Origin of the sequence: Novosphingobium sp. G106, assembly GCF_019075875.1 — a bacterium.
Lineage (GTDB): Bacteria > Pseudomonadota > Alphaproteobacteria > Sphingomonadales > Sphingomonadaceae > Novosphingobium.
The window spans coordinates 4,335,244-4,357,856 of sequence record NZ_JAHOOZ010000001.1 but is presented as its reverse complement, the minus strand read 5'-3'; the positions used below and the strand labels follow the sequence as shown (position 1 = coordinate 4,357,856).

Below are 22,613 nucleotides of genomic sequence, written 5' to 3'. Positions count from 1 at the left end.
CGTCCCTTTAGAGGGTCAATTTCTGTGGCGAACCGGTGGAGCACTGCCTTCGGGAGGCAGCGCTCCGAAAGGTTCACTCAGCCGCGATCGCAATGCCGTCGTCATCGTCCTCGTCGGTCAGCGACGAGAGTTCGACGTTGAGGCCCAGCGAGCGCATTTCCTTGACGAGCACGTTGAAGCTCTCGGGAATGCCGGCCTCGAAGGTGTCGTCGCCCTTGACGATCGCTTCGTAGACCTTGGTGCGGCCCACAACGTCGTCGGACTTCACCGTCAGCATTTCCTGCAGCGTATAGGCGGCGCCGTAGGCCTGGAGCGCCCAGACCTCCATCTCGCCGAAGCGCTGGCCGCCGAACTGCGCCTTACCGCCCAGCGGCTGCTGGGTGACGAGGGAGTACGGCCCGATCGAACGCGCGTGGATCTTGTCATCGACCAGGTGGTGGAGCTTCAGCATGTAGATGTAGCCCACGGTGACCTTGCGGTCGAAGGCATCGCCGGTGCGCCCGTCGAACAGGGTGACCTGGCCCGAGGTATCGAGCCCGGCCTTGGCCAGCATGTACGAGACGTCGGCCTCGCGCGCGCCGTCGAACACCGGAGTACCCATCGGCACGCCGTTCTTCAGGTTCTCGGCCAGCTCGACGACTTCGGGAACCGTGCGGTTCTCGATCTCGTCGTGGTAGTTCTCGCCGTAGATGTCCTTCAGGCGGTCGACCAGAGCCGTCGGCGGCGCGGCCGCTTCGGGGTTCGGGTTGGCATGGCGCCAGTCTTCGAGCGCAGCCGTGATCTGCTGGCCGAGGCCGCGCGCGGCCCAGCCGAGGTGCGTTTCGAAGATCTGCCCGACGTTCATGCGCGAAGGCACGCCCAGCGGGTTCAGCACGATGTCGACGTGGGTGCCGTCCTCGAGGAACGGCATGTCCTCGCACGGCAGGATGCGCGAAATGACACCCTTGTTGCCGTGGCGGCCGGCCATCTTGTCGCCCGGCTGCAGCTTGCGCTTCACCGCGACGAAGACCTTGACCATCTTGAGCACGCCCGGAGCCAGCTCGTCGCCGCGCTCCAGCTTCTCCTTGCGGTCCTCGAACTTCTCCTGGATCGCCTTGACGGTCTCGTCGTACTGGGCCTTCACCGCTTCGAGCTGGATCTGGCGACCGTCGTCGGCGACGGAGAACTTCCACCATTCGTGACGCTCGGCCTCGGCGAGGACTTCCTCGTTGATCTCGACGCCCTTCTTGATGCCCTTCGGCGCAGCCGCGGCAACCTGGCCGAGCAGCATGTCGCGCAGGCGGTTATAGGTCGCCCGGTTGAGAATGCCGCGCTCGTCCTCGCGGTCCTTGGCGAGGCGTTCGATTTCCTCGTTCTGGATCGCGCGGGTACGGTCGTCGATCTCGATGCCGTGGCGGTTGAACACGCGCACTTCGACGATCGTGCCCGAAACGCCCGGCGGCAGACGAAGCGAGGTGTCGCGCACGTCGCTGGCCTTTTCGCCGAAGATGGCGCGGAGGAGCTTTTCCTCCGGCGTCATCGGGCTTTCGCCCTTCGGCGTGATCTTGCCGACCAGGATGTCGCCCGGGTGCACTTCGGCGCCGATGTAGACGATGCCCGCCTCGTCGAGGTTGCGCAGGGCTTCCTCGCCGACGTTCGGGATGTCGCGGGTGATGTCTTCCGGCCCGAGCTTGGTGTCGCGGGCCATGACTTCGAATTCCTCGATGTGGATCGAGGTGAAGACGTCGTCCTTGACGATGCGCTCGCTGATGAGGATCGAGTCCTCATAGTTGTAGCCGTTCCAGGGCATGAAGGCGACGAGGCTGTTTCGGCCCAGCGCCAGCTCGCCGAACTCGGTCGAGGGACCGTCGGCCAGGATCGTGCCCTTTTCGACGAACTCGCCCACCTTCACCAGCGGACGCTGGTTGATGCAGGTGTTCTGGTTCGAGCGCTGGAACTTCTGCAGCGTGTAGATGTCGACGCCCGACTGGCCGGCTTCGATGTCGCCAGCGGCGCGGATGACGATACGCGTCGCGTCGACCTGGTCGACCACGCCGCCGCGCAGGGCGGCGATCGCGGCGCCCGAGTCACGCGCCACGGTCTCTTCCATGCCGGTGCCGACGAACGGTGCCTCGGCGCGAACCAGCGGCACCGCCTGGCGCTGCATGTTCGAGCCCATGAGCGCGCGGTTGGCGTCATCGTTTTCCAGGAACGGAATGAGCGATGCGGCGACCGAGACGAGCTGCTTGGGCGAAACGTCCATCAGCGTGACGTGATCGCGCGGCGCCATGACGAATTCGCCGGACTCACGAGCCGAGACCAATTCCTCGACGAACGAGCCGTCGGCATTGGTTTCGGCCGAGGCCTGGGCAACCGTGTGCTTCTGCTCTTCCATCGCCGAGAGGTAGACCACGTCCTTGGTCACCTTGCCGTCGATCACCTTGCGGTACGGCGTCTCGATGAAGCCGTACTTGTTGACGCGGGCGAAGGTCGACAGCGAGTTGATCAAACCGATGTTCGGGCCTTCCGGCGTTTCGATCGGGCAGATACGACCATAGTGCGTCGGGTGGACGTCGCGGACTTCGAAGCCCGCGCGCTCGCGCGTCAGACCGCCCGGCCCGAGCGCCGAGACGCGGCGCTTGTGGGTGACTTCGGACAGCGGGTTGGTCTGGTCCATGAACTGCGAGAGCTGTGACGAACCGAAGAACTCGCGCACTGCGGCGACCGCGGGCTTGGCGTTGATCAGGTCGTTCGGCATGACGGTCGACACGTCGACCGAGCTCATGCGCTCCTTCACGGCGCGCTCCATGCGGAGCAGGCCGACGCGGTACTGGTTCTCGAGCAGCTCGCCGACCGAACGCACGCGGCGGTTGCCGAGGTTGTCGATGTCGTCGATCTCGCCCTTGCCGTCCTTGAGGTTCACCAGCTCCTTGACCACGGCGAGGATGTCCTCGGTGCGCAGCGTGGTGACGGTGTCCTCGGCGTCGAGGCCCAGACGCATGTTCAGCTTGACGCGGCCCACGGCCGACAGGTCGTAGCGGTCGCCATCGAAGAACAGGCCATCGAACAGCGATTCGGCGGTTTCCTTCGTCGGCGGCTCGCCCGGGCGCATGACCTTGTAGATGGCCTCGAGGCCCATCTCGCGGTTCTCGGCCTTGTCGACCTGGAGCGTGTTGCGGATCCAGGGACCGGTGTTGACGTGATCGATGTCGAGCAGGTCGATGTGGTCGATGCCCGCCTTGTCGAGCGCATCGAGATTGTCGGTCGAAACTTCGTCGCCCGCTTCGATGTAGATGCGGCCGGTCGACTCGTCGATGACGTCGCTGGCCGAATAGCGGCCGAAGATTTCCTCGGTCGGGATCAGCAGCTCGGTCAGGCCGTCCTTCTGCGCCTTGTTGGCTGCACGCGGGCTGATCTTCTGCCCAGCGGGGAAGATGACCTCGCCCGAGCCGGCGTCGACGATGTCGAAGGTCGGCTTGGTACCGCGCCATTGCTCGGCGACGTAAGGCACGAGCCAGCCACCGTCGGCACCCTTGGTGCCGCGCTTCCACACGACGGTATCGTAGAAGTGGTTGAGGATCTGTTCGGCGTCGAGGCCCAGCGCATAGAGCAGCGCCGTGACCGGCAGCTTGCGCTTGCGGTCGATACGGACGTTGACGATGTCCTTGGCGTCGAACTCGAAGTCGAGCCACGAACCGCGGTAGGGAATGACGCGCGCGGCGAAAAGGAACTTGCCCGACGAGTGCGTCTTGCCGCGGTCATGGTCGAACAGGACGCCCGGCGAACGGTGCATCTGCGAGACGATGACGCGCTCGGTGCCGTTGATGATGAAGGTGCCGTTCTCGGTCATGAGCGGCATGTCGCCCATATAGACGTCCTGCTCCTTGATATCGAGCACCGACCGGGTCTCGGTCTCGGCGTCGACTTCAAAGACGATCAGGCGCAGCGTGACCTTCATCGGCGCCGCATAGGTGATGCCGCGCTGGCGGCATTCGGTGGTGTCGTACTTGGGGTCTTCCAGCTCGTAGTGGACGAAGTCCAGTTCGCTGGTGCCGCCGAAGTCGCGGATCGGGAAGACCGAGCGCAGCGTCTTTTCCAGGCCCGAGACATAGCCGCGCGAAGGGTCCGAGCGGAGGAACTGCTCGTACGATTCGCGCTGAACCTCGATGAGGTTCGGCATCTGCACGACTTCGTGGATGTCGCCGAAGATCTTGCGGATGCGCTTCTTGGCCGAGGCGCGGAGAGCGCCGGTCGGGCTGAGGGGCTTGGTCGCCATGGAGGGGTCTTGCCTCTTGTGTTGTGCCGGCTCCGATGCGGAAAACCGGCGGAAAATCATGCCACGCGCGGCGTGTGGCGCATCGGACGCGAAAAGGCCGCACGGCGGGAGCGCTCCCTGGAGGGAGGCCATTGCCGGCAGCCTATCGCGTCAGATGAAACCCGGTTCGCTTCCTTCGTGGACTGGTCCCCGCGCATGGACCGGCCTTGCTCGAAGCGTCGGGCAGGGAGGCGCATATAGGAAGGTGGCCCGATGCTGTCAATGCGGCGGCATCGGACGCAAATCGTTCGGCCGAGCATGATTTGCGATCGGCGGTGGAACAAAATCGCCAGTCGCGGTCCTAACCATACTTAATACTGCAAGACTTATATAGTATAAACCTCAATATTGCAATGAAATTCGCGATATAGCTTGTATCACAAACAGTAAATCGCCTCCATTCATCAGCCATATGGGCTCGACTTATCGATTTGCAGCGATCTGGGTCTTTTCAATCACAGATACTTGCCCAACCTTGTGTTCATGACACACGCACCCCTCCGCAGCTTTTGCGCCACCACGGCGATTTGTGCCGTGCTCGCGCTTGGATCCACCCCCGCCTGGGCTCAGGAAGCTTCGGCGCCCGTGAGCGAGGCGCCAGCGATTACGCTCCCGGCGCCGACACCTGCCGCACAGCCGACGATCGTGCTGCCGGCTGCCCCGGCCGCTTCTACTGCCGCGCCCGTAGTCCAGCAGGTTCCGGCCGCTGCTCCCGCAGCGACAGTAGCCGACGAACCTGCTCCTGAACGCAGCACTAAGCCCCGCGCCGCAGCCAAGGCTGCAGCACCCGCCGCGGCGCGCAGCGTCAGTGCTGCGCGCACCGCCGCTCCCGAAACGCCTCCTGCTACACCGATAGCCGCGCCGGCTCAGCGCGCGGCCGATGCCATGCCGCCGGTTGCTGCTCCTCCCCTGGCGCAACCGGCGGTTACCCAGCCGCCTGTCGCAGCCGTCAGTCCGACCGAATCGGATACCTCGACGGGGCTGAGCACCGCCGCGTGGATCGCCGGTATTCTGGCCGCGCTCGGCATCGGCACCGCGGGCGTTCTTGCCCTCCGCTCGCGCCGCCGGGATGAGGAAGAGGACTACGAAGAAGCCTATTATGAAGACGCCCATGCTGCCGATCCCGCGCGCTTCTACGACGAGCCGGGCCCGATGATGGCGCCGGCCATGGCGGCCAGCGAACCGAGCGTCCTCGAGCCCGAACTGCCGATGCCCGCCTATGCGCCGGCCGAGGAAATGGCGGCCGAGGCCACACCGAAGGCGATCGAGCCCACGCCGCATCCGTCGGTCGCCCAGCGCATCGGTACCGAGGAACTGGTCCCCGACAACCGCGAGGACCGCGATGCCCTGCTCGAGCAGATGGTCTCGGCCGAGCCCGATGCCGAAAACCCGTTCACCTCGCGCAAGGGCCGCATGCGCCGCGCCCGCCTGATCCTGCAGGGCCGCGAGCACAAGCAGAAGGAAGCCGAAGTGCAACCGTTCGACTGGCGCACTTATCAGTCGTCGACCAGCAACCCCGCCCCCGCAACTCCCCCCGCGGGTCACGGTCTGAAGGTGCGTGTGCCCAGCCCCTCGCAAGAGGGGATGGGATAAAGAAGGCGGTCCCTCCCCGGGGCCGCCTTCGCTGTTGGGAAAGCAAAAAAAGGCGGCCCCTTCCGGGACCGCCTTCCTTGTCGGCAGGGCCGATGCGATCAGAACGCGAAGCGGACGGCCGCACGGCGGCGGCGCATCGTGCGGCCGATCACACCCATGCCCAGGATCATCATCGCCCAGGTGGCCGGCTCGGGGACCGCGGCGAAGTTGAGCGAAGCGTTGTCGAAGTACTGCGAGGTCACGCCGCGGGCCGGCGCGAAAGCGCGGGTGGCCTGCAGCGAGATCGTGTGGTCGCCCGCGGTGAGGAAGCTGGTGAAGTCCAGCGTCGAACGAGCGGTGGCGTTGTTCAGCGCGCCGAAGTCGAAGCTGTCCATGACGACACCGTCGAGCAGGACGCTGAGCAGGCCGACGCCCAGCGAGTTGTTGTTGGTGAGCGCGGCGATGTCGGCGCTGAAGCTGGCCGTACCGTCCTTGCCGAGCGTGAACGTCTGGAACACGCCGCCACCCTGCTGGCCCACGCCGTAAGGCGGCTGATAGGCGCCGGCGTTGAGGAACAGCGCCTTCGAGGCGCCCGAGCCAGTCGTGTTGAACGAAACCGTCGTGGCGACCTGGGGCTGCGGCGACGAAGGCGGCAGGCTGGGGATCTCGGTGATCGTGCCATTGGCCGTAGTATAGGTCGTCCAGCCGGTAATGCCGGATTCGAAATTGCCGTTGACCAGAACTTCAACGGCATAGGCAGGCGAAGCCGAAGCCGCGAGAAGCGCGGCCGAGGCGATGATCTTTTCATGACGAGACACGGGATATTCTCCAACAGGACATCGGTATCCGGAGCAAGAATTCGCCCGAACCCGAGGGTTGATATTTTGTATTTGCGACACCTTAGAAATCGCGCGCTTTTATGTCTGATACCGCGCGATTAGCGTTGCGTTAGTTTTCGAACATTTCAATTTAATGAAATCTTAAGAAAGATTGGGCGTTTCCCAATGCGGGGCGACCGGGCGGCGAAAGGCGGGTCTTTTTGGGACGAAACTGCGGTTTGCCGCAGGGCGATACGTCGCCGCGCAGAAGTGCCGCGCGACTTGTATAGCGCCACGCGCCGCCCCGATTCGTCCGTCGCCGTGCTTGACTTCCCGGGGCACTTCCGCCATTGGCCCGCACCGACCGGCAGTTCGCTGCCGATCATCCGTCCGAGACAGTTGGTGCCGGTTCCCGGCTTAATTTCCAGCCTAGGCGGGGAAAAGAGAATTTCGGGGACTCCGGTCCCCTCGGCCTCAGCTCCCTTGGGAGTGCAGTGCCTTTTCCGCGTTTCGGCGCGGGCTCCTTCCCCCTCAACGGACTCGCCCGTGTCGATCATTCGGCATGGACAAATGTAGCCGGCCGTTCGGGGTTCGCCTCAAACGGTCATTTGTGAAGGAGTAAGGCATGGATCGTTCGCAGAAAGCCGAATCGGTCGCTTCGCTCAACGCGACTTTCAACGAGGTCGGCGTGGTGGTTGTCACCCGCAACCTCGGCATGTCGGTGGCCCAGTCCACCGTCCTGCGCGGAAAAGTGCGTGACGCGGGTGCGACCTACAAGGTTGCGAAGAACCGTCTTGCCAAGCTTGCCATCAAGGACACGAACTACGCGGGCATCGACGAGATGTTCACGGGTCCGACGGCGATCGCCTCTTCGGTCGATCCCATCGCCGCCGCCAAGGCGGTCGTGGACTTCGCCAAGACCACCGACAAGATCGAAATCGTCGGTGGTTCGATGGGCGCGCTGGTTCTGAACGCGGAAGGGATCAAGGCTCTCGCCTCGATGCCGTCGCTCGATGAACTGCGGGCAAAGCTTATTGGCCTCGTTCAGGCTCCGGCGACCAAGCTCGCCCAGCTCTCGACCGCTCCGGCGGCCAAGCTGGCGCGTGTCTTCGGCGCCTACGCCACGAAAGACGCCGCGTAAGATTGTTTAGCGATTTTTTCCGGGCCGGGCCGTTCGGGCTCACCCGGGCACAACATCAGGAGAAGCATCATGGCCGATATCGCCAAGCTTGTTGAAGAACTTTCGAAGCTGACCGTCCTCGAGGCGGCTGACCTCGCCAAGGCCCTCGAAGAGGCATGGGGCGTTTCCGCCGCTGCCGCTGTGGCCGTGGCCGCTCCCGCCGGTGGCGGCGCTGCTGCCGAAGCCGTCGAAGAGAAGACCGAGTTCGACGTGATCCTCACCGGCGACGGTGGCAAGAAGATCCAGGTCATCAAGGAAGTCCGCGCCATCACCGCGCTGGGCCTGACCGAAGCCAAGGCGCTGGTGGAAGCCGCTCCGAAGGCGATCAAGGAAGGTGTCAACAAGGCCGAAGCCGAAGACATCAAGAAGAAGATCGAAGAAGCCGGCGGCACCGTCGAAATCAAGTAATCCGAACGGATTGCTTCGATTGGAAACAAGGAAGGGCGGCTCCTCGGAGCCGCCCTTTTCTTTTTGGAGGAAACCTGCCGATGCCCCTACTGGAGGCGCCTGCCGCAGGACTGGTCCTCCAAGGCGAAAGCCAGCATGATCCGGGCAGAGCACAAGGCGCAATCGAAGCCCCGCGCAATACCGATCGGGCAATCGAAGGTCTCGTGCTTGAATTCTGCGCGGGAGATAAGCGCGAGCAGCAGCGCCTCGTCATCGCTGAGGCACTCGGTTTGCCCGGTTACGGGAGTGCGGTTCAGCGCCGCCTGATAGAACCGGAAAAGGCTGTCGAGCACAGGCGCGAGCAAGGCACAGGCCGGGCCGTGCAGCGAGGCAAACAGATAGGGCATGACGGGCGCGCCGGTTTGCCGCGCATCATGCCAGTCGCGTAGTGCGTTGGTGATCAGTACGCGGGACGCGCTCGGATCCAGGTCGGGGAACTGCATGTCAGGCATCGCGGAAAGTCTCCTTGATACCCCCTCTGGCCGCCTTGTTGCGACTCTATCGCAATAACTAAAGCCTCGCCTCGCGGTTCGCAAGTCCGAAATGGCCTTCGCGACAATGTCGTGAAGCTGTTACGCCTGCAGTGCTCCGGCCTGCGAAATCCTTGCAGCACCGACAAAAAAGACCCCGCCGAAGCGGGGCCAAGGTTCGGAGATGCCGCGTCAGAGGGGGGAGGATTGACACGGCAATCACATAACGACAGCCTCGGGAAATCCCTTCGCCAACGCGCGTCAGGCGAGCCGAAAGGGCCGCTGTCCGCGACAACCGGAATGGCGATGCTCCCGGCTGGAGCGGCCTTGACCTATCTATAGAAGGATTGTCGCGCGGCTGATGGGCGGCCGCTTTTGGGAGTCCCCACGAGACACGAAAACAGAGAAGTCGGCACGAACCGCGCCTAGCACACCCTCTCGTTCTCAAAGGGGGGCAGGTTCGCCGCTTTAATGCTGATCTTGTTCAGGCTGGGATGATGACCTGAATTCGGTCCGTTCTAAGGGGGGTAACCGCTTCCCGCTGATCTATTAATGGCACCCTTCGTTGCCCAGGCAAAAGCGTAGAGAGTGCGATCAAGCAGCCTAGAAAACCTATTAGCGGAAAGACGATACCAACGATGAACGCGGCGGGATGATCCGCGTAGGAAACATATCCCCAAGTCCGAGAGTACGCCTCCCCCTTCGAGATCGCTCTGTACAGGAGATAGGCGCACTGAACTTGGCAAAACCCCACCGCACCCCACTTCAGTGCCCATGGAATTCGATCCCAGATCGCGCCTCGCCTCATCGGGCAATCCTCCTCAGCCCTGATCGAGCATAACCACGACCTATCGCCACGTGGCAGATGACAGGGCGACTCCGGTGTGACGCTCCCCGAAACTAGTCCTCGCTCGCCTCGGGCTCGGCCGGGGCGACTTCGCTGACCAGCAGCTTGTCGATCTTGAGCCCGTCCATGTCGACGACCTCGAAGCGCCAGCCCTGGTCGACGAAATGCTCGCCCTCCTTGGGCAGATGCTTGAGCACCGACAGGACGTAGCCCGCGGCCGTGGCAAACTCGCGGTCTTCGTCGAGATCGATGTCCAGCCGCTGCGCTAGCGCGTCCGCTGGCAGCGCGCCCGAGATCAGCAGCGAACCGTCCTCGCGCTCGACCACCATCGGCTCGTCGCCCTCGTCCTGGTGGCTGACGAAGTTGCCGACGATCGCCGAAAGCAGGTCGGCCGGGGTGACGACGCCTTCGAGGTGGCCGTATTCGTCGTGGACCATGGCCATCGACACATCGGCCTGCTGCAGCAGGCGCAGCGCGTCCATCGCGTCGAGCTGGTCGGGGATGACCTCGGCCTTGCGCATCACCGCCGCGATGTTCACCATTTCGCCGGCGAGCCGCATCGCCAGCAGTTCGCGCACCTTGAGCACGCCGACGATGTTGTCGGGCGCGCCTTCGACCACGGGCAGCAGCGAATGCGGCGAATCCTGGATACGGGCGAACAGCTCGCCGTCGCTGGCGCCGAGGTCCACCCAGTCGATCTCGGTCCGCGGCGTCATCAGCTCGCGCACCGGCCGGTCGGCCAGGCGCATGATGCCGGTCATGATCTGGCGCTCTTCCTCCTCGATCACGCCCGACTTGGTCGCCTCGGCGAAGAGCATGTGGAGTTCTTCGGCGGTGACCTCCTGGTCGCTCGAGCGGCGCATGCCGATAAGGCCGAGCAGCACCCGCGAAGACTTGTCGAGCAGCCAGACGAAAGGCGCCATCGCGGTCGACAGCCAGGTCATCGGCCGCGCGGCGACCAGCGCGATCGGCTCGGCCAGCCGCAAGGCCACCTGCTTCGGCACCAGCTCGCCGACCACGACGCTGAAATAGGTCGTGGCGAAGATGACCATGGCGAAGCCGAGCTCGTCCGCCGCGCGTGGCGGCACACCGAGTGCGGCCAGCCTCTCGCCCGTCGGCCCACCCAGGCTGGCGCCCGAATAGGCGCCTGCGACGATGCCGATCAGCGTGATGCCGATCTGCACGGTGGACAGGAATTTGCCCGGGTCGGAGGCGAGGGCCAGCGCGCAACGCGCACCACCGCTGCCTTTCTCCGCAGCGACCTTCAACCGCCCCGGACGCGCCGAAACGATCGCCAGCTCCGACATGGAGAACAGGCCATTGAGCAGAATGAGCCCCGCGATAACGAGGACATCGGTCCAGGGGAACGGCGTCACCCGAGTGCCGCTAGCAGATAACCGCGCGATAGCGAAGAGGCCCCGAAATGAGGGCGGCCAACAGTGCCCGGCGAAGAACGGGGCCTTCGTTGACAAAAGGGCCGTGCAGCGCTCATTCAGGTTTCCAAACAGACGATAACAAGCCGAAGTTTTCGAGAAGGAAGGGTAGAAAAACGATGCAGAAATCCCGCCTGCTGACGTCATGCGTCGCCGTGGTTTCGCTGATCACCGTCTCCGGCTGCGTGACCGATCCCAACACCGGCCAGCAGAAGGTTTCACGCACCGCCATCGGCGCGGGCGTGGGCACGCTGGGCGGCCTGCTGCTCGGCGGGCTGATCGGCGGCGGCACCGGCCGCATCATCGGCGCGGGCATCGGCGGCCTCGCCGGCGGCGCGATCGGCTATACGATGGACAAGCAGATCAAGGAGCTGCGCGAGAGCACCGCGGGCAGCGGCGTCGACATCACGCCCACCGACAACGGCCAGGCGATCCTCGTCAATTTGCCCGAAGGCGTCACCTTCGACGTCGCCAGCGCGGCGCTGCAGCCCAGCTTCCGCGCGACGCTCGACCAGATCGCGCAGTCCATGAACCAGTACCCGAACAGCCTGATCGACGTTTACGGCCACACCGATTCCACGGGTTCGGACCAGTACAACCAGACGCTGTCCGAAAACCGCGCGCGCACCGTCGCCAACTACCTGACGATGCAGGGCGTCTCCGCCGCGCGCATCCGCAGCCAGGGCTTCGGCGAGACCTTGCCCGTGGCCGACAACACCACCGAGGAAGGCCGCCGCCGCAACCGCCGCGTCGAGATCAAGATCGTCCCGATCAGCCAGGACCAGGTCCAGGCCGCGCGCCAGCAGCGACAGTAACCCGGGCCGGCACGCCCGAGCTTCGGAGCAGCCGGATGCTCATCGAGTTCGACGACCGGGAATCCGATTCCCCCTATATCGAACGCGTCTGGCGCAGCCGGAGCCGGGGCGGCGGCTCGTTCCTGTCGATGGCCGACAGCAATATCGAGCTGGTCATATCGCGCCTGCCGGGCACCACCATGGTCACGCTGCGCGGCCCAGTCTCGCGGGCCGCGAGCGTGGACTGCCCGCCGCACGGCCGGTGGCTCGCCATTCGTTTTCGCATGGGGGCCTACCTGCCCGATTTTCCCACGGCAGCCCTGGCGGATCACAAAAGCGTCGATCTGCCGGTCCTCACCGATGGCCGGTTCCTGCTCGGCGGCGCGATCTGGGAAATCCCGCGCTTCGACAATGCCGAACAGTTCGTCGCGCGGCTGGCCGCGGCCGGTGCAATCGCGCTCAGCGGCCATGCCCGCGCAATGCTCGAAGGCGACCTGAAGCGAGCGAGCCAGCGTTCGCTGCAACGGCACTTCCGCCAGGTCACCGGCATGACGCTTAGCCGACACCAACAGATCCAGCGCGCGCGCAATGCCGCGGGCCTGCTGCTGGACGGGCACTCGCTGCTCGATGCCACTTTCGACGCGGGCTATTTCGACCAGGCGCACCTCACCCGGTCCCTGCGCGACCTCATCGGCACGACCCCGGCCCGGCTCGCCCGCGAGCGCCCCCAGTTGTCGTTCTCGTACAAAACTTCCGCTCGCTGATCGCCTATTCCCACCCCGCGGCGCGGAAACGGGCACGGAAGGGGTGATGCCATGAGCTTCCAGGGATATCTGAACAGCATCGAGCGAAACACCGGCAAGACGCCGGCCGAGTTCCGCCAGTGGGGTGCGGACAAGGGTTTCGCCACTGCCGAAGGTCTCGCACCCGGCGTGAAAGCCGGCGCGATCATTCTGGCGCTGAAGGAGGAGTTCGGCCTGGGCCACGGGCACGCCATGGCCATCGTCGCCCTGTTCAAGGGCAAGCAGGCGTAGGGGGAGAAGAGTCATGAACGGCAACGACAAGGGCAAACGCACCGCGGGCTGGGTGATGAGCGGCCTGCTGATCGCCTTCCTGGTGATGGACGCGGGAATGAAGCTCGTGCCGCTGCAGGTCGTCATCGAGACGACGGCAGGTCTCGGCTACCCGACCTCGCTCGGGATGGTCCGCGGGCTCGGTATCCTGACGCTGACCTGCACGGCGCTTTACGCCTGGCCGCGGACGGCCGTGCTCGGTGCCATCCTGCTGACCGGGTATCTGGGCGGCGCCGTGGCGACGCATGTTCGAATCGGCAGCCCGCTGTTCAGCCACGTCCTGTTCGGCGTCTATCTCGGCCTGCTTGCCTGGGGCGGCCTCTATCTGCGCGATCCGCGGATCAGGGCGCTCCTGCCGTTCCGAACTCTGCCCGCACAGGACGGGTAACGTCAGCCTGCGAGCTTCCTCGCCCGGTCGGCCAGACGGGCGATCGCCGCATCGTGGATCGCCGGCGCGGTCACCAGCACGCCGAAGGCGCGGGGATCGCGCTTGTTGTAATTGAGCGGCCCGCCGAAGGCGTCGGTCACCATCGCACCGGCCTCGCGCGCGATCAGCGCGGCGGCGCCGATGTCCCATTCGAAGCCCCAGCGCAGCGTCGCGACGAGATCGGCCTCGTCGGCCGCGACCATCGCCATCCGCAGCGCGATCGAGTTGGGCTGGTCGACCATCACCAGGTCGGCGTCCTCCTGGCTTACCTGCTTGGCCGGGACACGCGATCCCGCCAGTTGGGTACGCTGGCTGGCAACCAGCGGAATGTCGTTGCGCCATGATCCGTGCCCGGCCTGACCGTACCAGAACTCGTCACGCGCCGGCGCGCAGAGCATGCCGAACAGCGGCCGGCCCGCGTTGATCAGCGCGACGGAGACCGCCCAGCCGCGGCGACCGCGAATATAGTCGCGCGTGCCGTCGATCGGATCGACCAGCCAGATCAGGTCGCCAGCGAGCCGCTCGGGCGCGTCGATCGTCTCTTCCGAGAGCCAGCCAGCCGAAGGCAACAGCCGCGTGAGCTCGCGTTTGAGGAAGGCATCGACCGCGAGATCCGCCTCGCAAACCGGGTTGCCGGGCGCCTTCTCCCAGACCTGCAGCGCATGTCCCCCAAGGGTATTGGCGCCGGGCCAGGGATGCCATGGCCATGCGGCCGGCTTCGCGGAGGATCATCTCGAGACGGGTGCGGTCGATCATGCGAAGTGTGTTGTCTCCTGGCGAAGAGTCGAAATCGGCCCGCAGCCAAGACTTTTCAAGCCGCGATTGTTGTGCTTATGCGGCGGCGCACAAACCCGCCCTTCCTCCCCCGGATTCTGGGCCCCCAGCGGAAAGCGACACTTCCATGAACATTCACGAGTATCAGGCCAAGGAACTGCTTGCGAAATTCGGCGTCGCGGTGCCCGCGGGCTATCCCGCTCTGACCGTCGACGAGGCCGTCGCCGCCGCCGGCAAGCTCCCCGGGCCGCTCTATGTCGTGAAGGCGCAGATCCACGCCGGCGGCCGCGGCAAGGGCAAGTTCAAGGAACTGGGCGCCGACGCCAAGGGCGGTGTCCGCCTGTCGAAGACGCTCGACGAAGTGCGCGCCAACGCCACCGACATGCTCGGCAACACGCTGGTGACGATCCAGACCGGTGAAGCCGGCAAGCAGGTCAATCGCCTCTACATCACCGACGGGGCCGACATCGCCAAGGAATACTACCTGTCGATGCTGGTCGACCGCGCGACCGGCCGCATCGCCATGATCGTCTCGACCGAGGGCGGCATGGACATCGAGACCGTGGCCCACGACACGCCCGAGAAGATCCAGACCATCGTCATCGATCCTGCCGAGGGCTTCCAGCCGCACCATGGCCGCGCCGTCGCTTTCGCGCTGAAGCTCAAGGGCGATCTCAACAAGCAGGCCCAGAAGGTCGCGTCGCAGCTTTATGACGCGTTCGTCGCCACCGACATGGCGATGCTCGAGATCAATCCGCTGATCGAGACCGAGGACGGCAAGATCCAGGTGCTCGACGCCAAGGTCAGCTTCGATTCCGAACGCGCTGTTCCGTCATCCCGACATCGCCGCTCTGCGCGACGAGACCGAGGAAGACCCGGCCGAAGTCGAAGCGAGCAAGTACGACCTCGCCTACATCAAGCTCGACGGCGACATCGGCTGCATGGTCAATGGCGCCGGCCTCGCCATGGCGACGATGGACATCATCAAGCTCAACGGCATGTTCCCCGCCAACTTCCTCGACGTCGGCGGCGGCGCCACGACCGAGAAGGTCACCGCGGCGTTCAAGATCATCCTCGCCGATCCTGCGGTGAAGGGCATCCTCGTCAACATCTTCGGCGGCATCATGAAGTGCGACACGATCGCCGAAGGCATCGTCACCGCCGCCAAGGAAGTGAACCTGCAGGTTCCGCTGGTCGTCCGCCTCGAAGGTACCAATGTCGAGCAGGGCAAGGCGATCCTCGCCAGCTCGGGCCTCGCCATCGTGCCGGCCGACGATCTGGGCGACGCCGCCAAGAAGATCGTTGCCGAAGTGAAGAAGGCCGCCTGAGCCTATCATATCGATGAATTGCAAAAGCCCCGCCGCGATCCCATCGCGGCGGGGCTTGACGTTAAGGCCATAGGCGGCAATGGCGTCCGGCGATTCAGTTTAATCGCGCGGCTAAATTTCCACCGCATCTGAGAGGAAGGACCTCATCCGATGAAGATCCTCGTGCCCGTCAAGCGGGTGATCGATTACAACGTGAAGCCGCGGGTCAAGTCCGACGGCACCGGCGTCGACCTCGCCAATGTCAAGATGAGCATGAACCCCTTCGACGAAATCGCCGTCGAAGAAGCGATCCGGCTCCGCGAAAAGGGCGTCGCGACCGAGATCATCGCGGTCTCCGTCGGCCCGGCCAAGGCCCAGGAAACGCTGCGCACCGCGCTCGCCATGGGCGCCGACCGCGCGATCCTGGTGACTGTCGAGGACGACGTCGAGCCGCTGGCCGTCGCCAAGATCCTCAAGGCGATCATGGCCGAAGAGACCCCGGGTCTCGTCATCCTCGGCAAGCAGGCGATCGACGACGACTGCAACCAGACCGGCCAGATGCTCGCCGCCCTCACCGGCCGTCCGCAGGGCACTTTCGCTTCCGAAGTCACCGTCGACGGCGATTCGGTCACGGTGAAGCGTGAAGTCGACGGCGGCCTCGAGACGGTGAAGCTGTCGCTTCCCGCCATCGTCACCACCGACCTGCGCCTCAACGAGCCGCGCTATGCTTCGCTGCCCAACATCATGAAGGCGAAGTCCAAGCCGCTCGCGAACAAGACGCCTGCCGACTACGGCGTCGACACCGCGCCGCGCCTCAAGACGCTCAAGGTCACCGAGCCGCCCGTGCGCAGCGCCGGCATCAAGGTCGCCGACGTCGACGCACTGGTCGCCAAACTCAAGGAAATGGGAGTCGCCGCATGAGCGTCCTCGTCTACGCAGAGCATGACAACGCGTCGCTGAAGGACGCCACGCTCGCCGTCGTCACCGCCGGCACCCAGCTCGGCGAAGTCCACGTCCTCGTCGCGGGCAGCGGCGCTGCCGCGGTCGCCGACCAGGCCGCCAAGATCGCCGGCGTCGCCAAAGTGCTGCTGGCCGACGATGCGGCCTATGCCAACCAGCTGGCCGAGAACGTCGCGCCGCTCGTGGCCGGCCTGATGGCGAACTACGATGCCTTCCTTGCGCCCGCCACGGCGCACGGCAAGAACATCGCCCCGCGCGTCGCCGCTTCGCTCGACGTGATGCAGATCAGCGACATCCTCTCGGTCGAGAGCGCCGACACCTTCACGCGTCCGATCTATGCGGGCAATGCCATCGCCACCGTGCAGTCGGTCGATGCCAAGAAGGTCATCACCGTCCGCGGCACCGCCTTCGCTAAGGCCGACGCTGCTGGCGGTTCGGCCAGCGTCGAGAGCGTCTCGGGTGCGGGCGATGCCGGCATCTCGAGCTTCGCCGGCGCCGAGATCGCCAAGCTGGAGCGCCCCGAGCTGACCAGTGCCAAGATCATCGTCTCGGGCGGCCGCGCGCTCAAGGACGGGCCGACTTTCGAACAGGTCATCTTCCCGCTCGCCGACAAGCTCGGCGCCGCCGTCGGCGCCAGCCGCGCCGCAGTCGACGCGGGCTACGTGCCCAACGACTACCAGGTCGGCCAGACGGGCAAGATCGTCGCCCCCGAAGTCTACATCGCCATCGGCATCTCGGGCGCGATCCAGCACCTAGCGGGCATGAAGGATTCGAAGACCATCATCGCCATCAACAAGGACGAGGACGCGCCGATCTTCCAGGTCGCCGACATCGGCCTCGTCGCCGACCTGTTCAACGCCGTGCCGGAACTCACCGGCAAGCTCTGAACGCTCAGGCGATCGCGGAATGACAAAGCCCCGGCCTCACCGCCGGGGCTTTTCTTTGGCCTCGCTCGATGCCCGGGATAGGATGATGCCGCGGGACTCGTGAGGAGCTGATCATGCGTGCTATCGAAGTCCGGGAGCCCGGCGGCCCACTGGTGCTGGTCGAACGCCCCCTGCCGGAGCCCGCCCCCGGTGAAGTTCGTATCCGCGTCCATGCCTGCGGCGTCTGCCACAGCGACGCCGTCATCATGCAGAACATCTTCCCCGGGCTGACCTACCCGCGCGTCCCCGGGCACGAAGTCGTCGGCGTGATCGATGCGCTGGGTAACGGCGTCGTCGGCTGGGAACCGGGTGAGCGCGTCGGCGTAGGCTGGCACAGCGGCAACTGCGGCCATTGCGACAACTGCCGGCACGACAATGCCTTTGCCTGCGAGAACGTCCACGACGTCACCGGCATCTACCGCGATGGCGGCTATGCCGACTACATGGTCGCGCGGGCCAGCGCCCTGGCCCGGATCGCCCCCCGATCTCGAGATGGTCGCCTCGGCGCCATTGCTCTGCGCTGGGATCACGACGTTCAACGCGCTGCGCAATTCGGGCGCGAAGCCCGGCGACCTGGTCGCGGTGCACGGCGTCGGCGGCCTCGGCCATCTCGGCATTCAGTTCGCACGCAAGCTCGGTTACCGGACCGTCGCGGTGAACCGCGGCACCGACAAGGAAGCGCTCGCCCGCGAGCTCGGCGCACACGACTACATCGACAGTACTGCCGGCGATCCCGCGGCGGCACTGCGCGCCATGGGCGGTGCCCGCGCGATCATCGCGACCGTGACCAATGCCGAGGCCATGGCCCAGCTCGTCGGCGGGCTCGGGCCCAACGGCGTGTTCATGGTGATCGGCGCGGTTGGCGCCTTCGAGGTCGACACGATGGACCTGCTGATGAAGCGCGCCGCGGTAAAGGGCTGGTACTCGGGCACCTCGGTGGATTCGGAGGACACGCTGAAATTCGCCGCGATCGAAGGCGTCAGCTCGATGAACGAGATCTATCCGCTCGAACAGGCACAGGCCGCCTACGATCATATGATCAGCGGCAAGGCGCGGTTCCGGGTCGTGCTGGACACGGGCGCTTCCGGCTAGCGATCATCCACGTTAGGCTCTCCGCAAAAGAGGCGGAGAGCACGATGAGCGGCATTACCCATGACCTTGCGGCACTAGCCGACATACCGCGCCTGACCGAGTGGCTCGATGCCCATATCCCCGAACTCGGCAAAGGCGCGCTCAGGACCGAACTACTCCACGGCGGCACTTCGAACGTCGTACTGACGCTCGATCGCGGCGGCCCGCAGATGGTCCTGCGCCGGCCGCCTGCCGTGCCGCCGCCGGGCGCCGAGCGTGGGGTGATGCGCGAGGCGCGGGTGCTCTCTGCGCTCAACCCCACCGACGTGCCCCACCCGATCTGCTACGGCGTCTGCGAGGACCGCGAAGTCATCGGCATGCCGTTCTACGTCATGGAAAAGGTCGAGGGTTGGGCGGGCAACCTGCGCGATGAGCAGATCCACAATGAGCCGCCCTTCGACAAGGCGCCTTACGAATACGGCCTCGCCTATGCGATCGTCGGCGGGCTGATCAAGCTGGCCAATGTCGACTACAAGGCGATCGGGCTCGAGACCTTCGGCAAGGCGAACAATTTCCTCGAGCGCCAGGTGGACCGCTGGGCCGGCCAGCTTGCCTCCTATCCGGAGAAATACCCCGGCTACGAAAAACGCCATCTCGAAGGCTATGACGAGGTCGAAGCATGGTTGCGCGCCAATGCCCGGCCGACGCGCGACATCGGCATCATCCACGGCGACATCGCGACGACCAACGTCCTGTTCCGCCACGGCCCGCCGGCACGGCTCGCGGCGATGATCGACTGGGAGCTGTCGACGATCGGCGACCCGATGCTTGACATGGGCTGGCTCTGCGGCGGGCTGCGCGACGAACGCTTCCCGGACATGACCAGCGCCCACGGGCTGATCGACGTGACCAACGCGCCGACCAAGCAGGCGCTGGGGCAATACTATTGCGCGGGCACCGGCCGCGACATGGCCGACTTCGACTACTTCTGCATCCTCGCGGGATTCAAGGTCGGCTGCATCATCGAGTACAAGGTAGCTGCCGCCGCCGCGGGACACCTGCCGACGGAGGTTGGCGAGTTTTTTCGCCGCAGCGTCGACGGCGGCTTCAAGCGCAACGCCGAATTCATCCGGCGGATTTCCTGAGCGTTCAGCGCGGCTGCGGATAGAACCGGTCGAGATCGGCGACGTCGAGCCGGATCGCCCGCTTGGCGAGAGCGACGCCCTCGACGGGCAGAGTTGCAATCGTCTCGGCCAATGTTCTAGCCACGGCGAGCGCGGTTCCGGCCGGCACTACCCGGCTGGCGAGGCCCAGCGCCAGCGCTTCGTTCGCCGGAACCTCCCGCCCGGTCAGGACTAGCTCGGCCGCTACTAGGCGCGAGCTCATCAGCGGCCAGGCCAGCGCCACGATCGGTGCCGGCGGGAGTCCGAAGCGGACGTGCGGATCGGCCAGCCGTGCGGCATCGCCCATCACGACGATGTCGCTGCCGGCGGCAAGCTCGGCACCGAAGCCAAAAGCCGCACCTTCGATCGCCGCGATGACCGGCACCTCGAGCCCGAACAGGACGGCGGCGGTACGGCGGTGCTGTGCCGCCGCCATCGCTTCGAAACCGGCGTCCGCGGCGATCTGCTCGACCACGGCGCGATCACCACCCACGCAGAAGTCCGAGCCGGCGCCGGTCAGGATCAGCGCACGGACGTCAGCGTCGCCGGCAACCGCCTCCAGCGCGGCCACCAGTTCACGCTGCATCGCAATCGATATCGCATTGCGCTTCGCACCCCGGTTCAGCGTGATGAGCGCGACCGGCCCCTCTTTCGTCAGTTCCACTTCGGCCATGGCGCCGGGCCTATCACGTGCTAGCCTCTCCGCAAAACGACGAGAGAGGGGATAAGATGGATCTTGATCCGCGCCTGCAGGAAATGCTCGACCACCACGAAATCCGCCAGTTGCTGGCCGTGTACTGCCACGGTTGTGACCGCGGCGACGAGGTAGAGATGGCGAGCACCTATGCTGCCGACAGCTGGGACGACCACGGCCCACGCAAGATGGAAGGCCGCCGCTTCTCGATCGAGACGGTCGAGGAATCGCTGCGCACGACCGATGTGGTCAGCCACATGCTGGGCCAGTCGTTGATCAAGGTGGACGGCGATCAGGCTGGTGCCGAGACCTATTTCGTCGCGACTGTGATCTATCCAGGCAAGAACGGCGTGGCGGACATGCTCAACCAGCTTGGGGGGCGCTATATCGATACGCTGGTGCGCGAGGGCGGCGTCTGGCGGATCAAGGATCGCCTGTGCATCCGCGAATGGTCGATCTCACACGCGCAGGAGCGCGACTGGCTGGCCGGTCGCGGCTTCGAGGAAACCCGGCGCGGGCCCGAGGACCATTCCTATCGCACGCTGGGCCTCACCCATTCGGGCAATCCCTGGCTCGCCGAGGTCGCGGCTCCAGCTTAGCCGATCCGCTCGTAGAGGATCAGCGGCGAGCCTTCGAACTCTTGGCGGCCGTACTCGAGGAAGCCCAACGCCGCCGCGACCTTCTGCGAGGCGGCGTTGCCATCCTCGATCATCGCCGCGATCCGTCGTGGCCCGTGAGTCGCATCGAACCAGGTAAGCGCTGCGCGCATCGCTTCGCCGGCGATGCCTTTGCCCCAGTGGTCGTGACGGATGATCCAGCCGGCTTCGGGCACGTCGTCCATGCCCTGGCCGAAGCCACGCCAGGTATGGAAAATGCCGCAGCTGCCGACGATGTCGGGCTCCCCGTGCAGGCGAACATGGAAACTGCCGTAGCCGTAGAGCGCCCAGCCGCCAGCATTGCGCAGCAGCTTCTCGAACTGGCTCTTTGCGCTAGCCTCCGCAGGACCGAGGAAACGCCGCGTCTCGTCAGCGGCAATAAGGTCGACGAGGCCCGGCATGTCGCCCAGCCGCGGCGGCCAGAGTTCGAGCCGCTCCGTGCGCAGAAGCGGCTCGCTCACAGCAACCGGTCCACCGTATGGATCAGCACGCCGACCAGCCCTCCGACCAGCGTGCCGTTGATACGGATGAACTGGAGGTCGCGACCGACCGCGCCTTCGATCCGGCCAGTCACCGTGCGCGCGTCCCAGCGCTTCACAGTTTCCGAGACGATGCGGACGATCTCGTCGCCATAGCGCGAGACCGAGCCGACCAGGGTGCGCCGGGCAAAGCGGTTGACCAGAAGCTGCAGTTCCTCGTCCTCGACCAGCGTCCTGCCGAGCTGCTCGATGCTGAGCCCCAGGCTGCCTTTCATCAGGCCCTGCGGATTGCGCACCGCGCGCAGCAGGCCGCCGCGCGTGCGTTCCCACATGCCGTCGAGCCAGTGGCTCATTGCCGGATTGGCGAGCACCTCCTCCTTCAGCCGCGCGACCTTCTCCTGCATTTCGGGATCGTGCAGCAGCGAGTGGGCGAGCGTCGCCAGGCCCTCCTCGATCTTGGCGCGAATCGGGTGATCGGGGATCACCAGGGTCTCGGCGAGCAGCTTGTAGATGCCGTCGAGCACGGCATTGGCGACCTTGTCGTCGAGCCCCGTCCAGCGCAGCAGCGCGCCCGCGCGCTTGTGGATGATGTCGCGCATCAGGTCTTCATTGGCCTCGATCGTCAGCGCGGCCCAGCGGATGAAGGCGTCGAGGACCGGCGGGTGCCGGCGGTCGGCGATCGCGGTCTGCAGCAGCTGGCCGAGCAGCGGTGCAAGGTTCAGCTTGGTCAGCTGCTTCTTGAGGCCCGACTTCACCATGCCGCCGAACTGTTCTTCATCGAGCGATTCGAGGAGGTCGGCCAGGAGGTTCGCCGCGCCGTCGCGCAGCCGCGACTGGGTGCCGCTGCGCTGCTCGATCAGCATGTTGCCCGCCGCCTGCGCCAGGTTGAAGCCCTGGATCCGCCGCGCGACCACCGCGGGCGTGAGGAAATTGGTCCGCAGGAAGGCCGCCATGGTGTCGGCGATGCGGTCCTTGTTCTCCGGAATGATCGCGGTGTGCGGGATCGGCAGGCCGAGCGGGTGACGGAACAGCGCCGTGACCGCGAACCAGTCGGCCAGGCCGCCGACCATCGCCGCTTCGGTGAAGGCAATGGCAAAGCCCCAGGCCGGGTGCGGGAATAGCGCCGAAAGCTCGCGCGCCGCGAGGAAGCTAGCCGCCATGAACAGCAGCAGCCCCGTCGCGATCATGCGCATGCGGCGCGCCCTGTCGGACAGCAGGGCATCGGGCT

General features: G+C 65.5%; 19 protein-coding genes and 3 pseudogenes. 14 read left to right on the top strand and 8 right to left on the bottom strand.

Going from position 1 to position 22,613, the window contains the following annotated elements:
- Window positions 1-73: 73 nt before the first annotated feature.
- Window positions 74-4,255 carry a DNA-directed RNA polymerase subunit beta gene (gene rpoB / locus KRR38_RS20890; RefSeq protein ID WP_217405150.1) on the bottom strand — a complete coding sequence of 1,394 codons (4,182 nt, stop codon included), beginning with the start codon at window positions 4,253-4,255 and terminating at the stop codon, window positions 74-76.
- Window positions 4,256-4,879: 624 nt separating this feature from the next.
- On the opposite strand from rpoB, the gene KRR38_RS20885 reads away from it, so the two are divergent.
- The gene (locus tag KRR38_RS20885; RefSeq protein ID WP_217405148.1) at window positions 4,880-5,887 is read left to right on the top strand and encodes a hypothetical protein; all 1,008 of its coding nucleotides are present in this window, start codon (window positions 4,880-4,882) and stop codon (window positions 5,885-5,887) included.
- Between the two features lie 98 nt (window positions 5,888-5,985).
- Here the strand turns inward: KRR38_RS20885 and KRR38_RS36340 are convergent, their stop codons facing one another.
- Entirely contained in the window at window positions 5,986-6,684 is a 699-nt protein-coding gene (locus KRR38_RS36340; protein ID WP_309141103.1) for a PEPxxWA-CTERM sorting domain-containing protein, read from the bottom strand.
- A gap of 625 nt (window positions 6,685-7,309) precedes the next feature.
- Between KRR38_RS36340 and rplJ the strand changes: the two genes are divergently transcribed.
- Both rplJ and rplL read left to right on the top strand, forming a co-directional pair.
- Entirely contained in the window at window positions 7,310-7,825 is a 516-nt protein-coding gene (gene rplJ / locus KRR38_RS20875) for a 50S ribosomal protein L10 (protein WP_217405146.1), read from the top strand.
- A gap of 69 nt (window positions 7,826-7,894) precedes the next feature.
- The gene (gene rplL, locus KRR38_RS20870; protein WP_217405143.1) at window positions 7,895-8,272 is read left to right on the top strand and encodes a 50S ribosomal protein L7/L12; all 378 of its coding nucleotides are present in this window, start codon (window positions 7,895-7,897) and stop codon (window positions 8,270-8,272) included.
- A gap of 86 nt (window positions 8,273-8,358) precedes the next feature.
- On the opposite strand, the gene KRR38_RS20865 is transcribed toward rplL, so the two are convergent.
- Both KRR38_RS20865 and KRR38_RS20860 read right to left on the bottom strand, forming a co-directional pair.
- Window positions 8,359-8,763 (bottom strand): hypothetical protein, encoded by a 405-nt coding sequence (locus KRR38_RS20865; RefSeq protein WP_217405141.1) that lies wholly within the window; start codon window positions 8,761-8,763, stop codon window positions 8,359-8,361.
- A 918-nt stretch (window positions 8,764-9,681) separates the two neighbouring features.
- A complete protein-coding gene (locus KRR38_RS20860; RefSeq protein WP_217405138.1) occupies window positions 9,682-11,004 on the bottom strand; it encodes a hemolysin family protein in 1,323 nt (440 codons plus the stop codon).
- Between the two features lie 176 nt (window positions 11,005-11,180).
- On the opposite strand from KRR38_RS20860, the gene KRR38_RS20855 reads away from it, so the two are divergent.
- Genes KRR38_RS20855 through KRR38_RS20840 form a run of 4 tightly spaced genes read left to right on the top strand, consistent with a single transcriptional unit; the run spans window position 11,181 to window position 13,316 of the window.
- The gene (locus KRR38_RS20855; RefSeq protein ID WP_217405136.1) at window positions 11,181-11,876 is read left to right on the top strand and encodes an OmpA family protein; all 696 of its coding nucleotides are present in this window, start codon (window positions 11,181-11,183) and stop codon (window positions 11,874-11,876) included.
- Between the two features lie 35 nt (window positions 11,877-11,911).
- Window positions 11,912-12,619: a helix-turn-helix domain-containing protein gene (locus KRR38_RS20850; protein ID WP_217405135.1), complete on the top strand. Its 708-nt coding sequence runs from the start codon at window positions 11,912-11,914 to the stop codon at window positions 12,617-12,619.
- 51 nt (window positions 12,620-12,670) lie between these two features.
- The gene (locus KRR38_RS20845) at window positions 12,671-12,889 is read left to right on the top strand and encodes a DUF4287 domain-containing protein (RefSeq protein WP_217405134.1); all 219 of its coding nucleotides are present in this window, start codon (window positions 12,671-12,673) and stop codon (window positions 12,887-12,889) included.
- Window positions 12,890-12,902: 13 nt separating this feature from the next.
- Window positions 12,903-13,316, top strand: coding sequence for a DoxX family protein (locus tag KRR38_RS20840; RefSeq protein ID WP_217405133.1), 414 nt, complete (start codon window positions 12,903-12,905; stop codon window positions 13,314-13,316).
- A 2-nt stretch (window positions 13,317-13,318) separates the two neighbouring features.
- On the opposite strand, the pseudogene KRR38_RS20835 reads toward KRR38_RS20840, so the two are convergent.
- Window positions 13,319-14,111 (bottom strand): annotated as a pseudogene (locus KRR38_RS20835) (3'(2'),5'-bisphosphate nucleotidase CysQ).
- A gap of 145 nt (window positions 14,112-14,256) precedes the next feature.
- Here KRR38_RS20835 and sucC point away from each other — a divergent pair.
- From sucC to KRR38_RS36330, 6 genes and pseudogenes are all read left to right on the top strand, one after another.
- Window positions 14,257-15,457, top strand: a pseudogene (gene sucC, locus KRR38_RS20830) (ADP-forming succinate--CoA ligase subunit beta).
- A 150-nt stretch (window positions 15,458-15,607) separates the two neighbouring features.
- Entirely contained in the window at window positions 15,608-16,357 is a 750-nt protein-coding gene (locus KRR38_RS20825) for an electron transfer flavoprotein subunit beta/FixA family protein (protein WP_217405132.1), read from the top strand.
- Window positions 16,354-17,283 (top strand): electron transfer flavoprotein subunit alpha/FixB family protein, encoded by a 930-nt coding sequence (locus KRR38_RS20820; RefSeq protein WP_217405131.1) that lies wholly within the window; start codon window positions 16,354-16,356, stop codon window positions 17,281-17,283. Before KRR38_RS20825 ends, KRR38_RS20820 begins: the two co-directional genes overlap by 4 nt.
- Window positions 17,284-17,396: 113 nt before the next feature.
- Window positions 17,397-17,738 (top strand): annotated as a pseudogene (locus KRR38_RS37820) (alcohol dehydrogenase catalytic domain-containing protein); the annotation flags it as partial.
- A 16-nt stretch (window positions 17,739-17,754) separates the two neighbouring features.
- Window positions 17,755-18,414: a zinc-binding dehydrogenase gene (locus KRR38_RS36335; protein WP_254514905.1), complete on the top strand. Its 660-nt coding sequence runs from the start codon at window positions 17,755-17,757 to the stop codon at window positions 18,412-18,414.
- A 44-nt stretch (window positions 18,415-18,458) separates the two neighbouring features.
- Window positions 18,459-19,538, top strand: coding sequence for a phosphotransferase family protein (locus tag KRR38_RS36330; protein ID WP_254514904.1), 1,080 nt, complete (start codon window positions 18,459-18,461; stop codon window positions 19,536-19,538).
- A 4-nt stretch (window positions 19,539-19,542) separates the two neighbouring features.
- On the opposite strand, the gene KRR38_RS20810 is transcribed toward KRR38_RS36330, so the two are convergent.
- Window positions 19,543-20,229 carry an enoyl-CoA hydratase/isomerase family protein gene (locus KRR38_RS20810; RefSeq protein WP_217405128.1) on the bottom strand — a complete coding sequence of 229 codons (687 nt, stop codon included), beginning with the start codon at window positions 20,227-20,229 and terminating at the stop codon, window positions 19,543-19,545.
- Window positions 20,230-20,285: 56 nt separating this feature from the next.
- Here KRR38_RS20810 and KRR38_RS20805 point away from each other — a divergent pair, with 56 nt between their 5' ends.
- Window positions 20,286-20,849, top strand: coding sequence for a nuclear transport factor 2 family protein (locus KRR38_RS20805; RefSeq protein ID WP_217405127.1), 564 nt, complete (start codon window positions 20,286-20,288; stop codon window positions 20,847-20,849).
- Here KRR38_RS20805 and KRR38_RS20800 read toward each other — a convergent pair.
- Together KRR38_RS20800 and KRR38_RS20795 are read right to left on the bottom strand one after the other, a co-directional pair.
- On the bottom strand, window positions 20,846-21,367 hold the full coding sequence (locus KRR38_RS20800) for a GNAT family N-acetyltransferase (protein WP_217405126.1): 522 nt from the start codon (window positions 21,365-21,367) through the stop codon (window positions 20,846-20,848). The genes KRR38_RS20805 and KRR38_RS20800 overlap by 4 nt on opposite strands.
- On the bottom strand, window positions 21,364-22,578 hold the full coding sequence (locus KRR38_RS20795; RefSeq protein ID WP_217407379.1) for a DUF445 domain-containing protein: 1,215 nt from the start codon (window positions 22,576-22,578) through the stop codon (window positions 21,364-21,366). Before KRR38_RS20795 ends, KRR38_RS20800 begins: the two co-directional genes overlap by 4 nt.
- Between the last annotated feature and the right edge of the window lie 35 nt (window positions 22,579-22,613).